Source organism: Janthinobacterium sp. NKUCC06_STL, from assembly GCF_019345455.1.
Lineage (GTDB): Bacteria > Pseudomonadota > Gammaproteobacteria > Burkholderiales > Burkholderiaceae_D > Janthinobacterium > Janthinobacterium rivuli.
Window position 1 is genome coordinate 1,994,786 of the sequence record NZ_JAHKQY010000001.1, and the last position, 14,577, is coordinate 2,009,362.

A 14,577-nucleotide genomic window follows, 5' to 3' on the forward strand; every position below is an offset into this window, starting at 1 on the left:
GAATAAAAGATGAGCACCTCCCCCGACCGCCCCGACAACTGCCTCGCCTCCGGCCTGCCCGCCGGAAAAATGCCGGAATTGCGCATGATGCCCGCGCCGTCCGACGCCAATGTGTACGGCGACGTCTTCGGCGGCTGGATCATGGCGCAGGTCGATATCGCCGGTTCCCTGCCGGCCACGCGGCGCGCCAACGGCCGCGTCGCCACCATCGCCGTCAATTCCTTCGTCTTCAAAAACCCCGTCTTCGTCGGCGATCTACTCTCCTTCTACGCCGAAATCGTCAAGGTTGGCAATACCTCGATCACCGTCAATGTCGAGGTATATGCCGAGCGCAACCGCCTGCAAGCGTGCATCGTGAAAGTCACGGAAGCAACCCTGATCTACGTGGCGACGGACTCCGACCGCAAGCCGCGCAAGGTGCCGCCGATCGAGACCTTGCTGTCGTCTTGATTGTCGCAATAATTCCACACCATGGATAACCAGCGCCGCATCTTCCTGCAGAGCGCTGCACGCATCACGGCGCTGGCCGCCGCCGGCAGCGTGCTGTCCGGTTCCAGCGCCAGCGCCGCCACGCGCTTGAACGGCACGGGCTATCCGTTTGCGCTCGGTGTCGCTTCCGGCTCACCGTTACCTGATGCGGTGGTGCTGTGGACGCGCATCTGCTACGACCCGCTGCACGCAGCCGCCACGCCCGCCATCGCCCTGAACGTGCGCTGGGAAGTGGCCGAAGACGAGGCGTTTCGCCGCATCGCCGCCAAGGGCCAGGCCACGGCCACGCCCGCCCTCGCGCACAGCGTGCATGTCGACGCGGGCGGTCTCGCGCCTGGTCGCTGGTACTGGTACCGTTTCATGCTGGGCGACGCCGTCAGTCCCGTGGGCCGCACGCGCACGGCGCCCGAGCCCGGCGCCATGCCTGCCTCGCTGAAACTGGCCGTCGCCTCATGCCAGCACTGGGAATTCGGCGCGTATGCGGCGCACCGGCACATCGCCGCGGCCGCGCCCGACCTGGTGGCCTTCCTCGGCGACTATATCTACGAATGGGGGCCGTACCAGTTGCAGCATCCGAGCCGGGCCGTGCGCACGCATGAAAGTTTCAGCCTGGACGACTATCGCGCCCGCTACGCGCAATACAAGAGCGACCGCGACTTGCAGGGCGCGCACCTGGCCGCGCCGTGGATCGTCACCTGGGATGACCATGAAGTGGCCAACGATTACGGCAATGACCGCGACGAATTGCTCACGCCCACCTTCTTGCAGCGCCGCGCGGCTGCCTACCAGGCGTTTTATGAACACATGCCGCTGCGGCTGCTGCCGCTGGGACGGCGGGGCTTTGTCGACATGCGCATCTACCAGCGCTATGACTGGGGCCGGCTGGCGCGCTTCCACATGCTGGACGACCGGCAATACCGCGCCCACCACGCATGCGCCAAACCGGGCCGCGGCGGTTCGAATTCCGTCACCACGCGCCACTGTCCCGACTTGCTGAAACCGCAGCGCACGATGCTGGGCGAGGAACAGCAGCGCTGGCTGCAAGCCGGCCTCGATGATTCCCCCGCCCGCTGGAATATCCTCGCCCAGCAAACCCTGATGGCACAATCGAGCCAGGTGCCGATTTTGCGGCCCGGCGACGAGCGCATCTGGACCGATGGCTGGGATGGCTACCCGATGGCGCGCCAGCACCTGCTCGACGCCTTGCGCAGCAGCAAGGCCAGCAACCCGCTGGTACTGTCAGGCGACGTGCATACTTTCTATGCCACCGAACTGAGCCGCAATGCCATGCGCCCCACCAGCAAGGATAATCCCGTGCTGGCCACGGAGTTTTGCGGCACCTCCATCACGTCGAGTTCCCGCCCGCAGGCGCGCACGGAGCAGTACGTGGCGATGAACCCGCACATCCGTTACGGACGCAGCGACAAGCGCGGCTATATGCTGATGGAGATCACGCCGGAGAAAACCACGACCCTGTTCCAGGGCCTGGACAACGTGCGCGACGGCGCATCGAGCATCGCGACACTGGCCAGCTTTGTCGTGCGCGATGGCAAGGCTGGCGTGCAACGCATCTAGCCCATGCTTTTCAAGGCATCGCGGTAGCGGCGGCTGACGGGCACTTCACCGCCCGTGGACAGCACGGCGCGCGCATCGCCCGATTCCAGCGGCACGATGCTCTGTACAAATGCAAGGTTGACGATATAGCTGCGGTGCACGCGCACAAAGCGCTTGCCGTCCAGGCGGCGCTCAATGGCGGCCATGGTCGAGCGCAGCGGGTAATCGTGGCCGCGCACGTGCAAATTCACATAATTGCCCCAGGCCTGTATCCATTCGATGTCAACGGCGGGCAACAGAAAATCCTTGCCCAGCTTGCGTACCAGGAAACGTTCCGGCTGTTGTACCGGCTCCACGGCCGGGCCTTCATCGGGTTCGCCCAGCAGGGTCGCCTCGCCTTGCCAGCGCATCAGCAACAGCTGGTAAAAGCCCGTGAACAATAAGATGGAGAAGTAAGTACGCACATCCTTGACATATTCGTATGGCAATTCACGCCACCAGTTACCGAAATCGTAATCGCTGCCGGCGCTCCAGTAAGCCAGTTTGCGCAAGGCCACCATGGCCAGCACATGCACGAGGCTGTAGACCAGCGAGGCGACCAGGTGCCAGCGCAGGTTCTGGCGCTGGAACACCAGGTGCAGCGGCCGCAACTGGTTGGCCAGGATCACCAGCGGTACCAGCGCCAGCAACACCAAATTGCTGCTCCACTCCCACACGGCCACTTCCCAGAAAGGCGTAGCGAGCCCCGCGCGTTGACGGTCGGCCCAGCTGATCCAGCAGTTGAGCGACGTTTGCAGCAGATACAGGACGATCCAGAAAGCTGGTTCGGCGATCTGGCGCCAGCGTTGATATCGTTGCAACAAATCGGTGGAAGACAGGCGCATGGTGTCGGACGGTGGATGAGTTGCATGATTGTAAGGTCCCAAAGCCGTCCCAGCATCACCGCTCGTCACAAACAGCCCGCAATTGGTCACTTTTCGCTGGTTCGCCCCGCGCGGCCTGCCTATGCTGGGGCCTTCCCTGACCAATGGATCCCGCGACCATGACCACCAATTCTCGCCGTTACGATATCGATGCCTTGCGCTTTCTTGTCTTCAGCCTGCTGATCGTCTACCACACGGCCATGCTGTACCTGGACGGCGCCGCCTTCCACATGAAGAGCAGCTACCTGACGGAAACGTTGAACTATCCCATGGTCTTTATCAACCGTTGGCGCATGGAAATCGTGTTCCTCATTTCCGGCGTGTCCTGCGCCATGATGACGCAAACGTCCAGGCAGGCCTTCCTGTGGCGCAGGGTCAAGCGCCTGTTGCTGCCCCTGCTGTTTGGCGTGCTCGTGGTGATACCCGTGCAGCCGTATTGCGAAGGCGTCACGAACGGCCTGGTCGAGCCTGGCTATGGACAATTTCTGCTGGATTACTTTGGCGGCCATGCCTGGCCGGCCGGCGCATTTACGGGCTGGAAGACCAGTTTTACCTGGAATCATCTGTGGTATCTCGTGTATTTGTTGTTGTACACCATCGTGCTGGTGGCGCTGCAGCCCCTGCTGGCCAAGGCAAGGCCGCTGTTTACGGGGTTGCGCGGCTGGCGCCTGTTGATCCTGCCAGCCCTGCCAGCGCTGGCGGCAACGGCCTTCCTGAAACTGCGCTATCCGGAAAACCACGCGCTGGTGAAGGACTGGTACGCGCACGCCGTCTATTTCACCATGTATCTGTATGGCTGGTGGCTGGGCAATGACAAAGGAGTGTGGCAAGAGCTGGCGCGCTTGCGCTGGCATACGCTGCTGCTGGCGCCCTGCGCGTTTGCCGTGTATCTGGGCTTTGACCTGGTGTATTCGGAGAACCTGCTGACCTGGGCATCGGCCGGCTCCTGGCCCATGCGCAACCTGTACATGTGGCTGGCCATCTGCGCCATCCTGGGCTGGTCGCACACCTTGCTCAATAAACCGTTTGCCTGGCTGCCATGGGCGCGCCAGGCCGTCTTTCCCTGGTACATATTGCACCAGAGCGCGATCGTGCTGCTGGCTTATTGGCTCGTGCCCCTGAAGCTTGGGCCAGTGGCGGAACCACTGCTGATACTGGCCGGTACGGTGGCGACCTGCTGGCTGGGGACGTCGCTGCTGATCAGCAAGGTGAACTGGCTGCGTCCCTGCTTCGGCTTGCCCGCCCTCTCAGGCCAAAACCTGGCGGCGGACACGGCCCTGGCGGCGAATTAGGCAACCTTCTTTTCGTCGCGCAATTGACGGCGCAATATCTTGCCAACGTTAGTTTTCGGCAATTCATCGCGGAACTCGATGTATTTCGGTTTCTTGTAAGCCGTCAATTCATGCTTGCAATGCTCGCGGATCTGTTCCACCGTCAGGTTCGGATCCTTGCGCACGACAAACACTTTCACGGCTTCGCCCGCGTTGGCGTCCGGCACGCCGATGCAGGCACATTCCAGTACGCCCGGGCAGGAAGCGACCACGTCTTCCACTTCGTTCGGATACACATTGAAGCCGGAGACGATGATCATGTCTTTCTTGCGATCCACAATTTTTACGTAGCCGCGCTCATCCATGACACCCACGTCGCCTGTCTTGAAGTATCCGTCAGCCGTCATCGACTTGGCCGTCTCGTCCGGACGCTGCCAGTAGCCGGCCATCACTTGCGGGCCGCGCACGGCGATCTCGCCCGGCTCGCCCAGCGCCACTTCCACGCCATCGTCGTTGAGAATCGCCACTTCCGTCGAAGGGAAAGGCAAGCCGATGGTGCCCGTGAATTCCGTGATGTCGACGCGGTTACCCGTTACCACGGGCGACGTTTCCGACATGCCATAGCCTTCGATCAGCGGGCAGCCCGTCAGTTTCAGCCAGCGTTCGGCCACGTTGCGCTGCAAGGCCATGCCGCCGCCATTGCACACTTTGTAGCTGGAGAAATCGAGCTTGGCAAAGTCGGCATTGTTCAGCAGCGCGTTGTACAAGGTATTGACGGCCGGGAAGACGACGATCTTGTGCTTGGACAATTCCTTGACGAAACCGGGAATGTCGCGCGGGTTGGGAATCAGCACGCTCATACCGCCCAGGCGCATGCCCATCAACGCGCTGACGGTCAGCGAATAGATGTGATACAGGGGCAGGGCGCACATGAATCCCATCGAGGTGGCGCGCATTTCAGGCGTCATCACGGGCGACATCCACGCCTCGTTTTGCAGCACGTTGGCGATCACGTTACGGTGCAACAACATCGCGCCCTTCGACACGCCCGTCGTGCCGCCCGTGTATTGCAGGAAGACGATGTCGTCATGGCCCTGCTGCACCGGCGTCAGGCTCAGGCGTGCGCCTTCAGCCAGCATCTTGTTGAAACTGATGGCGCCCGGCAAGGAAAACGCGGGCACCATTTTCTTGATCTTGCGCACGACGAAGTTGACGATGGTACCCTTCAGTCCACCAAGCAAATCCCCCATGGTGGCGACGATCACATGCTTGACCTGGGTATGCGGCAATACCTGCTCGACCGTGGTGGCGAAGTTTTCCAGCACGATGATCGCTTCGCTGCCCGAATCGGTCAGCTGGTGCTGCAATTCTCGGGGCGTGTACAGCGGATTGACGTTGACCACCGTGTAGCCAGCGCGCAAAATCGCCGCCATGGCCACCGGGTACTGCAACACGTTTGGCAGCATGATCGCCACGCGCGCGCCCGTCTTCAGGCCCTTGCTTTGCAGCCAGGCGCCCATCTGCTGCGACAACTGGTCCAGCTCGCGGTAGGTGAGGAATTTATCCATGCACACGAACGCGTTGCGGTCCGCATATTTCTGGAACGACTCTTCCAGCAAATGCGTGACGGAACGGTATTGCGTGCAATCAATCTCTGCGGGAACGCTGTCCGGGTACGACTTCAACCAAATCTTGTCCATCTCGCCTCATCTTTATCTGTAAAAGGGATGCGCCTCCTGGCGCATCCCACACTGTTTATGCTGCTGTCTTCGTTTCGTCACGCAGGGCGCGACGCAAAATCTTGCCGACGTTGGTCTTCGGCAGTTCATCGCGGAACTCGATGTATTTCGGCCGCTTGTAGCCTGTAAATTGTTCCTTGCAGTACGCGGCCAGCACTGCCTGGGTCAGGTTCGGATCCTTGCGCACGACAAACACTTTCACGGCTTCGCCCGAGTGTTCGTCCGGCACACCCACGCAGGCGCACTCGAGCACGCCCGGATGGGCCGCGATGACGGCTTCCACTTCGTTCGGATACACATTGAAGCCAGAGACGAGAATCATGTCTTTCTTGCGGTCGACAATCTTCACGTAGCCACGCTCGTCCATGATGCCCACGTCGCCGGATTTGAAGTATCCATCGGGCGTCATGACCTTGGCCGTTTCATCGGGACGGTTCCAGTAGCCGCTCATCACTTGCGGACCGCGGATGGCGATTTCGCCCGTCTGGCCCAGCGGCACTTCCTTGCCGTCATCGTCGAGGATGGCGATATCGGTCGAGGGCACGGGCAAGCCGATGGTGCCGGAAAACGCCGTACTGTCGGCGCGGTTGCAAGTGGCGACCGGTGACGTTTCCGACAGGCCATAGCCTTCGATGATGGACACGCCCGTCACTTGCAGCCACTTGTCGTTGACGGCTTGCTGCACCGCCATGCCGCCGCCATTGGCGATCTTCAGGCCCGAGAAATCGAGCTTGGCAAAGTCGGGGTGATTCACCAGCGCGTTATACAGGGTATTGACCGCTGGCAACAGATTGAATTTGTACTTGCCCAGCTCCTTGATCAGGCCTGGGATATCGCGCGGATTCGGGATCAGGATATTCAGGGCGCCCACGCGCGTGCCCCACATGGCGCACGCCGTCAGGGCAAAGATATGGTACAGCGGCAAGGCGCAGACGACGATCATCTGTTCCTTGCTGTTCTGGTCGAGCGCCGCGCCCGACCACGCTTCGCTTTGCAGCACATTGGCGATCACATTGCGGTGGCTCAAGGTCGCGCCTTTCGACACGCCCGTCGTGCCGCCCGTGTATTGCAGGAAGGCGGCGTCATTGATGCTCAGCTCGACAGGTGTGAGTTTCATGCGGCTGCCCAGCGCCAGCGCCTGCTTGAAACGCATGGCGTTCGGCAAGGAATACGCGGGCACCATCTTCTTGACGTTGCGCACGACAAAATTGACGATCATGCCTTTCAAACCGCCCAGCATCTCGCCCATGCTGGCGACGACGATGTGCTTGACAGCCGTCTTGCCCAGCACTTGCTCCAAGGTATGGGCAAAGTTTTCCAGCACGATGATGGCTTCGCTGCCCGAATCGTTGAGTTGATGCTCGAGTTCGCGCGGCGTATACAGAGGATTGACGTTGACCACCGTGTAACCGGCGCGCAGGACGGCGGCGATGGCCACCGGATATTGCAGCACGTTCGGCATCATCAGGGCGACACGCGCTCCCTTTTTCAAACCACGGCTCTGCAGCCAGGCACCGAGCTGGCGCGAATAAGTGTCGAGTTCGGCATAAGTGAGAAATTTGTCCATGCAGACATAGGCATTGCGATCCGCATATTTTTGAAACGCTTCTTCCAGCAAATGCACCAGCGAACGATATTGATCAGGATCGATGTCGGCGGGAACGCCGGGAGGATACGACTTCAGCCAAATTTTTTCCATCCTGTGCCTCTTGTCTCGAATAATCGTGGGGGAGCCGGCGCATCTTGCCGACGCGGATCATTGCTGCGGATTCTGTCGTCCTGCAGTCAGTTTGAGCATTCTGACGAGCAATTGCTCTATGCTACTAATGCGATGCTATCGGGCGCCGGGCTTCCATGCAAGCGCTTTCAACAGTATTCGAGCGGCAACTCTAGGGGTATTTTATGCTGCAATGCAACATGATAAATACACTGTTGCAGGATCGTCCGGCTCGGCATACTGGACAATCTTTACGGGTCACGGGCTGGACAATTGTTCCAGCGCACGCCTGCGCTCGGGCTTCTTGATCTGGGCCATTGTGTGCACTGCAGCATAAAAAGCACGAAAGTTCTTTTTTTCTTCCAGCAATTTTTTGAAGGCAGGCAAAAATTCATTGTAGGTCGACACGGAAGCGAGGTGCGCATTGCTCAATGGCTGCTCGAACCAGCGGTCGTAACCGGCAAAACCACCCCAGTTTTGCTTCAGTACCTGATACGCGTCTTGCAATGACGCAAACACCTGCGCCTTGCGCGCGCGCTTTTCCGCATCGCTGGCGCCGCTCGCATACACGGCTTCCAGTTCGCCCCGGTATGTCAGCAGCAAGGCGAGGAAATCCTGGCGCCGCGCCGCGTACTGGGCGTACGCGGCGCGCATCGCGTCATTGCCCTCGCGCGCCAGCCAGCGCTGCACGCCCGCCTCTTCCACGGCGCTGGCAAACGACTCGTTGAAGGCCGAATCGCCGGGCACGTACACCACCTGGTGCGCCAGTTCATGGAAGATCAGGCGCGCCAGTTCCGCATCGTTGTAATTGATAAAGGTCGACAGCAGGGGATCGTCGAACCAGCCCAGGGTGGAATACGCGGGCACGCCGCCCACCTGCACGTCGTAATGCTGGGCGCGCAACTCGTCGGCATAAGCGAGCGCCTCTTCCTTGCTGTAGTAACCGCGGTAATTCACGCAGCCGGCGATGGGAAAACACCATTGCAGCGGCTGCAACGACAGTTCCGGCGTGGCCACCACGTTCCACAGAACGAAGGGGCGCCGCAGGGAGGCGTAGTTCTTGTAGCTGCCATTGTCCGGTAAATCCAGCTCGCTGACGGCAAAGCGGCGAATCTGCTGCGCCTTGGCCAGGCGCACTTTCAGGCGCGGCTCGGTGGCCGGGTCGTCGAGCCAGTCACCGATGGGGCGCGCGCCCGACCACAGCGCGTACTGCCCCTGCGCCGCCTGCGTGTAGTAGCGCAACTGCGTGCAGCCGCCCAGCGGCAGGCACAGCATGCCGACAAGCAAGCGGGCCGGCCAGCGGGCCATGCTCAGCCAGCCTTTTCCACTTCGACCAGCGTATCGTAGAAGGTCGGCGCGCGGCCCATGTCCGTCAGGCGCTGGCTCGTCACTTCATTGGCGTTCTTGCCGTCGCTGGCGAGTTTCTTCCACCATACGGACAAGCCCACCACCAGGCCTTTTCTCGCCTTGTCGGTGACCCTGGCCTTGGCAACAAAGCTGCCACGGTCATTGAAGATGCGCACCATGTCGTCGGCCGCGATGCCGCGCGTGGCGCAATCGTCGGGATGGATGTCCAGATGCGGTTCGCCTTCGGCCGCGCGCAGGCTTTTCACGTTCACGAACGTGGAATTGAGGAAATTGCGTGCCGGCGGAGAAATCATGGCCAGCGGATAACGGGCCGCCAGCGCAGGATTGCTGGCTTGCGATTCGTGCGGCGCGATATACGTCGGCAAGGGATCGAGTCCCGCCTGCGCCATGGCGCTGGAATACAACTCGCACTTGCCCGATGGCGTGGGGAAACCACCCTGAGCAAATGGCGCTTCGGCCATGGCCAGCTTTTGCCAGCCCGTGCGTTTCAGCGATTCCCAGTCGAAATGCACGGCGCGCGCATCCGTCGTATCGAACGCCTTGGCCGCCAGCGCATCGTCGCTTTCCTGGAAGCACGGATCATCAAAGCCCATGTGCTGCGCCAGCAAACGGAAGATTTCCGTATTCGCCTTCGCTTCGCCCAGCGGCGCCACGGCCGCGTTGTTCGCCATCATGTACAGGTGGCCGTAGGTGGAATGCGCATCGACGTGTTCCAGCTGCGTGGTGGCGGGCAGCACGATGTCGGCGTAATCGACGGTATCGGTCTGGAAATGCTCGAGCACGACCGTAAACAAGTCTTCGCGGGCAAAACCCTGCGCCACTTTCGAGGAATCGGGCGCCACGGCCAGCGGGTTCGAGTTGTAGACGATCACGGCTTCGACTTGCGGGCCGAACTCGGGCGAGCTGGTTTTCAGCAGATCGTCGCCGATGGTGCTCATGTTGATGGTGCGCGGCGTGCCTTTCAGCAAGTCCGGGCGCTGCAGGGCCTTGCGGTTGACAGGGAAGGAACCCGAGCTCGACAGCTGCATGCCGCCGGCAGGGTGGCGCCAGGCGCCCGTCAGTGCGGGCAGGCAGGCAATATTGCGCACGGCCATGCCACCGCCATGCACGCGCTGCACGCCGTAGTTGGTACGGATGGCGGCGCCGTCACCAGAGCGGCAAGCCTGGCCGTACAGGCGCGCCAGTTCCACCACTTCCGTGGCCGTGATGCCGCACACCTCGGCCACGCGCTCGGGTGGCCATTCCAGGGCCCGCTGTTTCAGTTCAGCATAGCCGACCGTGTACTGCGCGATATAGTCATGGTCGAGCAAATCTTCGGTGATCAGCACATGCATCAAGCCCAGCGCCAGGGCCGCATCGGTACCCGGCAGCAAGGCGATATGCTGGTGGCACTTTTCGGCCGTCAGCGAACGGTAGGGATCGATGGCGATCAAGGTGGCGCCATTGCGCTTGGCCTCTTGCGCGCGCATCCAGAAGTGCAGGTTCGAGGCGATCGGGTTGCCGCCCCAGATGATGATCAATTTCGCGTTCTGGAACTGCTCCATGTCCGTGCCGATGCTGGCGCCCACCGTGTAGCGGTAGCCCGTGGCGCCGGCCGAGGCGCAGATGGTGCGGTCCAGCAGGGACGCGCCGAGCTGGTTGAAGAAGCGCGAGGACATCGATTCGCCCTGCACCAGGCCCATGGTGCCGCAGTAGCTGTACGGCAAGATCGCCTGCGGATCGCGCGCGGCGATCGGTTTCAGACGGGCCGCGATGGTCTGCAATGCCTCTTCCCAGCTGATGCGCTCGAACTTGCCTTCGCCCTTCTTGCCCACGCGGCGCAGCGGATGCAGCAGCCGGTCCGCATGGTAGGTGCGCTCCGTGAAGCGCGACACCTTCGTGCACAGCACGCCAGCCGTGGTCGGATGGTCAGGATCGCCCTTGACGGCCGTGGCCACCCCATCGGTCACGGTGACCAGCAAGGCGCAGGTATCGGGGCAATCGAGGGGGCAGGCGGCGCGCACTTGGGTGGTGGTCATGGGGCAATCCAAAAACGTTGGGGGAAGGCGATACTGTAAACCATTCCGCGCGCTTGCTGTTGGCGCCGTGGCAAGCACGTCCGTGCGCTGGATTTACCCGGCAAACAAGGGCTACAATGCACTATTAGCCGCGTCTGTTTTTGATCAAACAAACGCGGTACGGCGCGCCATACATTGCTGCGTGCCAGCATCCACAGGAGAGTCCCATGAAACTAGTTGATCCGATCTTGGCGTTTCAATCCGAGCTGCAAGGTATTCGCCGCGACCTGCACGCGCATCCCGAGCTGTGCTACGAAGAACAGCGCACCTCGGACGTGGTCGCCGCCAAACTGACGCAATGGGGCATCCCCGTGGTACGCGGCCTGGGCCGCACTGGCGTGGTCGGCATCATCAAGAATGGCACGTCGACACGCGCCATCGGTTTGCGCGCCGACATGGATGCCTTGCCGATGCAGGAAATGAATACCTTCGAGCATGCTTCACGCCATCCGGGCAAGATGCACGCCTGCGGCCACGACGGCCACACGGCCATGCTGCTGGGCGCCGCCCATTACCTGGCGCAGCACCGCCATTTCGACGGCACCGTGTACCTGGTCTTCCAGCCGGCGGAAGAAGGCGGCGCCGGCGCGCGCGAAATGATAGCAGACGGCTTGTTTACGCGTTTTCCCATGGATGCCATCTACGGCATGCACAACTGGCCAGGTGCCGAAACGGGTACCCTGAGCGTGGTGGAAGGGCCGATGATGGCGTCCAGTAATGAATTCCACGTCACTGTCAAAGGCAAGGGCGCGCACGCGGCCCAGCCCCACAAGGGCATCGACCCCGTCATGGTGGCCGTGCAAATCGCGCAAAGCTGGCAAACCGTCATCACTCGCAACAAGAGTCCGCTCGACACGGCCGTGCTGTCGATCACGCAAATCCACGCGGGCAGCGCCACCAATGTGATTCCCGATGACGCCAGCCTGGTCGGCACCGTGCGCACCTTCACCACGCCCGTGCTGGACTTGATCGAAGAGCGCATGCGTGACATCGCCATGCACACGGCCGCCGCCTTTGGCGCCGAAGTCGATTTCCACTTCAAGCGCAACTATCCGCCGCTGGTCAATCACGCGAAGGAAACGGCGTTTGCCGTCGAAGTCATGAAAAGCGTCGTGGGTGCGGACAAGGTCAACGCGAATGTCGAGCCGACCATGGGCGCGGAGGATTTCGCCTTCTTCCTGCAGAAAAAAGCCGGCTGCTACATCTTCATCGGCAATGGCGATGGCGAGCACCGCGATGGCGGCCATGGCCTGGGGCCGTGCGTCTTGCACAATGGCAGCTACGACTTCAACGACAATCTGCTACCCATCGGCGCCAGTTTCTGGGTCAAGCTGGCCGAAGCGAGCCTGCCCATCGCTTGAATCAGCTCAGTTGATCCGGAACGGTGCCCAGGCGCTGGCCCGGATTCAACGCTTCAAGGGCCAGCAAGGCGGCCGAGTGATCGGCCGTCGGATGGCTGATGGCCAGGGTTTCATAGCGCTGCGTCACCAGTTGCGTCACCGGCAAAGTCACGTGGGCCGCTTCGGCCGCCGCGAGGATGTTGTGCATATCCTTGATCTGGCTTTTCACCTGGCCGCCGGCTACAAAATTGCGCTCCAGCATGCGCTCACCATGCACCTCCAAAATCTTGCTTTCGGCAAAACCACCACGGATGGCTGCCCGCACGGCGCTCGCATCGGCGCCGGCCGCCTGGGCCAGCAGCAAGGCTTCAGCCACGATATTCAATGTCGCACCGACGATCAGCTGATTGCACAGCTTGGCCACCTGCCCGCTGCCGGCCGGCCCCACCAGGGTCGGGCGGCCCATTGCCGACAGAATTGCTTCAACCCGCGCGTAATCGCTGGCACTGGCGCCAGCCATGATGGCCAGGCTACCCGCCTGCGCCCCGCCGACGCCCCCCGACACGGGCGCATCGATGAAGCCATGGCCTGCCGCATGCAAGCTGGCGTGAAAGTGCTGGGCTTCCGATTGTTTGGTGGAACTCATGTCGACCCAGAGCGCACCAGCTGACAAGGCCGGCAGGGCCTCCTGCAGCACCGTTGCCACAATGGGACCGGCCTCCAGCATCGAGATGACCACGTCCACGCCCTTAACAGCCTCAGCCACGGAAACGGTCGGCTGCGCGCCCGCTGCACGCAGGACTTGGGCCTTGCTGTGCGTGCGATTCCAAATTGTGACAGAATATCCAGCGCGCAGCAGGCACCGGACCATCGGATCCCCCATCAGACCGATACCGAGAAATGCGATTTTTGTAGAGAATGTCAATTGAACCCCTGAGATCAACAAGTGGCGAGAGTGGCATCAAAGCAAGGTGCCTGTACAACAATAGCCTATCGGCCAATTTTACGATGAAAGCCTCTATGTTCTTCAAGAAGAATCTCCTCAAATCCATCGCCGCTGTTGCCGCGCTGATGGCGGCCAACGCCGGCTTTGCCGCCGACGACAAACTGATCGACTCCGTCTATGGCGAGTATGCCAAGGGCGTGAAGGTACAAATGGTACGCGCCGGCGTAACCTCGAACTGGGATAAGGCCTGGTTCGTATCGAATGGCACACAGCTGAGCGGTTACTGGGATGCCAGCATTGGCGGCTGGGATGCCAAGAGCTATCAGAATGTCTCAGGCCAGCATCAAAAACTGTGGGACCTTGGCTTTACCCCCGTGTTCCGTTTTGAAAACACGAACAAGCTGGGTTTTTATGCGGAAGCCGGCATCGGCGTGCACATGCTGTCGAAACTGTACAACAACGACGATGACCGCCTGTCGACCCACTTCCAGTTCGGCGACCATATCGGCGTTGGCTATATCTTCAATAACAAATGGGAAGTCGCTGCGAAGATCCAGCATTTCTCGAACGGCGGCTACAAGAAACCGAATAGCGGCGTCAATTACCTGAACGTCAAAGTCGCTTATCACTTTTAATGAAGGTGATACATGACAAAGGCAGCGCGTAGCGCTGCCTTTTTTTCGTCTGTTGCATTGGCGATTATTTTTACGTTGGCGGTATGGAGGGTCTGACCGTAGGTCGGCTTAGCGCGCAGCGCGTAAGCCGACACCACCCGCGGCGTATCAAACCACCAGACGTAAAAAAACCCCAACCGGATCACCGGAAGGGGTTTTTCTCTACTGCGAATAACAAGCCTGACGATAACCTACTTTCACACTGGTTGCAGCACTATCATCGGCGCAAAGTTGTTTCACGGTCCTGTTCGGGATGGGAAGGGGTGGGACCAACTTGCTATGGTCATCAGGCATAACTTGTACTGGCATTTGTCTCCAATTGGACGACAAAGCCTGAATCTGGAAGAAGCAAAGATTGGGGTAATGACTGGTAGTATCAACACACACGCAACGTTGTACCGTCTTATCCTCTGTACCTGCTAAGGTTATAGGGACAAGCCGTACGGGCAATTAGTACTGGTTAGCTTAATGCATTACTGCACTTCCACACCCAGCCTAT

At 60.7% G+C, this 14,577-nt stretch carries 11 protein-coding genes and 1 rRNA gene; 5 read left to right on the forward strand and 7 right to left on the reverse strand.

Translation table 11 applies throughout. From position 1 onward, the window contains the following. The first annotated feature begins 84 nt into the window (after positions 1–84). Positions 85–450, forward strand: coding sequence for an acyl-CoA thioesterase (locus KO539_RS09070; RefSeq protein WP_010401930.1), 366 nt, complete (start codon positions 85–87; stop codon positions 448–450). Positions 451–471: 21 nt separating this feature from the next. After that, on the forward strand, positions 472–2,064 hold the full coding sequence (locus KO539_RS09075; protein ID WP_219308494.1) for an alkaline phosphatase: 1,593 nt from the start codon (positions 472–474) through the stop codon (positions 2,062–2,064). On the opposite strand, the gene KO539_RS09080 is transcribed toward KO539_RS09075, so the two are convergent. After that, positions 2,061–2,927: a LytTR family DNA-binding domain-containing protein gene (locus KO539_RS09080; RefSeq protein ID WP_219308496.1), complete on the reverse strand. Its 867-nt coding sequence runs from the start codon at positions 2,925–2,927 to the stop codon at positions 2,061–2,063. The two genes, KO539_RS09075 and KO539_RS09080, sit on opposite strands and share 4 nt — an antisense overlap. A gap of 158 nt (positions 2,928–3,085) precedes the next feature. Between KO539_RS09080 and KO539_RS09085 the strand changes: the two genes are divergently transcribed. Further along, entirely contained in the window at positions 3,086–4,258 is a 1,173-nt protein-coding gene (locus KO539_RS09085) for an acyltransferase family protein (RefSeq protein ID WP_219308497.1), read from the forward strand. Here the strand turns inward: KO539_RS09085 and KO539_RS09090 are convergent. The 4 genes from KO539_RS09090 to KO539_RS09105 form a co-directional block, all read right to left on the reverse strand. After that, positions 4,255–5,937, reverse strand: a complete 1,683-nt coding sequence (locus tag KO539_RS09090; RefSeq protein ID WP_219308499.1) for a long-chain-fatty-acid--CoA ligase — start codon at positions 5,935–5,937, stop codon at positions 4,255–4,257. The two genes, KO539_RS09085 and KO539_RS09090, sit on opposite strands and share 4 nt — an antisense overlap. Before the next feature lie 55 nt (positions 5,938–5,992). Beyond that, positions 5,993–7,675: a long-chain fatty acid--CoA ligase gene (locus KO539_RS09095; protein ID WP_219308501.1), complete on the reverse strand. Its 1,683-nt coding sequence runs from the start codon at positions 7,673–7,675 to the stop codon at positions 5,993–5,995. Between the two features lie 276 nt (positions 7,676–7,951). Further along, complete coding sequence (locus tag KO539_RS09100) at positions 7,952–9,001, reverse strand: aminopeptidase (RefSeq protein WP_257626148.1); 1,050 nt, start codon at positions 8,999–9,001, stop codon at positions 7,952–7,954. Between the two features lie 2 nt (positions 9,002–9,003). Further along, positions 9,004–11,079, reverse strand: a complete 2,076-nt coding sequence (locus KO539_RS09105) for a molybdopterin-dependent oxidoreductase (RefSeq protein ID WP_219308503.1) — start codon at positions 11,077–11,079, stop codon at positions 9,004–9,006. Between the two features lie 206 nt (positions 11,080–11,285). Between KO539_RS09105 and KO539_RS09110 the strand changes: the two genes are divergently transcribed. Further along, the gene (locus KO539_RS09110; RefSeq protein ID WP_219308505.1) at positions 11,286–12,479 is read left to right on the forward strand and encodes a M20 aminoacylase family protein; all 1,194 of its coding nucleotides are present in this window, start codon (positions 11,286–11,288) and stop codon (positions 12,477–12,479) included. A 1-nt stretch (position 12,480) separates the two neighbouring features. Here KO539_RS09110 and KO539_RS09115 read toward each other — a convergent pair whose 3' ends face one another. Continuing rightward, the gene (locus KO539_RS09115) at positions 12,481–13,383 is read right to left on the reverse strand and encodes an NAD(P)-dependent oxidoreductase (RefSeq protein WP_257626149.1); all 903 of its coding nucleotides are present in this window, start codon (positions 13,381–13,383) and stop codon (positions 12,481–12,483) included. Between the two features lie 83 nt (positions 13,384–13,466). On the opposite strand from KO539_RS09115, the gene KO539_RS09120 reads away from it, so the two are divergent. Further along, positions 13,467–14,039 (forward strand): acyloxyacyl hydrolase, encoded by a 573-nt coding sequence (locus tag KO539_RS09120; RefSeq protein ID WP_225242836.1) that lies wholly within the window; start codon positions 13,467–13,469, stop codon positions 14,037–14,039. Between the two features lie 217 nt (positions 14,040–14,256). On the opposite strand, the gene rrf is transcribed toward KO539_RS09120, so the two are convergent. After that, positions 14,257–14,369 (reverse strand): 5S ribosomal RNA (gene rrf, locus KO539_RS09125). Positions 14,370–14,577: the final 208 nt, after the last annotated feature.